Below are 1,044 nucleotides of genomic sequence, written 5' to 3'. Positions count from 1 at the left end.
TGTTTAGTCCCGGCATTTGCTGGAGCGGGTCGCGAGAGAACCGTTGTGGCTGGGAAAGCCATGCCTTGCAGATGAATTCGTAGGGCGTGAGGCCTTTGAGGGTCTTGAGCCTGCGGCCGAAGTTGTAGGCCAAGACGAAGTCGGCAAGGTGCTGGCGGAGTTGGTCGTGGCTCTCATAGTAGAAACGCCTAACGGTCGCCTCCTTAATGGTCCGGTTCATCCTCTCGACCTGGCCGTTGGTCCAYGGGTGCCTTGCCTTGGTCGTGCGGTGTTCGATGTCGTTCGTGGCGCAGGCGTATTCGAAGGCATGGGCGCGGAAGAGTTCGCCGTTTGCGATGGCCTCCTTGATTAGCGGCACGGCCGAACCGCCGGCGCCGGGGGTGGTGAACTGGATGCCGTTGTCGGTGAGCACGGTGTGGATCTTGTAGGGAACCGCCGCGATCAGGCGCAGCAAGAACTCCCGGGAGATGGCGGTGGTGGCCTTCTCGTGCAGTTCGACGAAGGCGAATTTCGAGGTGCGATCGATGGCGACGAACATGTGCAGCTTGCCTTGCTCGGTACGCACCTCGGCGACGTCGAGGTGGAAGTAGCCGATCGGATAGCTCTTGAATTTCTTCTTCGCCGGCTTGTCGCCCTCTACGTCCGGCAAGCGACCGATGCCGTGGCGCTGCAGACAACGATGCAATGACGAACGCGTCAGGTGCGGGATCGTGGGCTGTAAGGCATAGAGGCAGTCATCGAGTGGCAACAGAGTGTAGCGCCGGAAGGCGACGATGACCGCCTCTTCCTCGAGCGAGAGCACTGTCGATCTCGGCTCCCTCGGACCGGTCGGCAGATCGGCCACCGAAGTCCGCTCCCGCCATTTGGCGACGGTCTTCTGGTTGATTCCGTAGCGTTTCGCCAGCGCCCTCAGGCTCTCTTGACTATGCTGTATCGCTCGACGGACCGCCTCTGTCGTCGTGGCGCTCCCATGAAGAACCTGGCCCATAGTGCATCCCCTGTTTCGGCCAACAAGGATGCCCCATCAAAGCCTGGGATCAAACA

At 60.9% G+C, this 1,044-nt stretch carries 1 protein-coding gene; it reads right to left on the bottom strand.

Annotation, left to right across the window (positions count from 1 at the left end):
* Positions 1-988, bottom strand: a 988-nt coding sequence (locus AC1DUU_RS32770) for an IS481 family transposase (RefSeq protein WP_476787445.1), incomplete at its 3' end; no start/stop codon positions are given.
* Between the last annotated feature and the right edge of the window lie 56 nt (positions 989-1,044).

Source organism: Aminobacter sp. P4_H6_2, from assembly GCF_056400805.1.
This window is presented reverse-complemented; position numbering and strand designations above follow the sequence as displayed.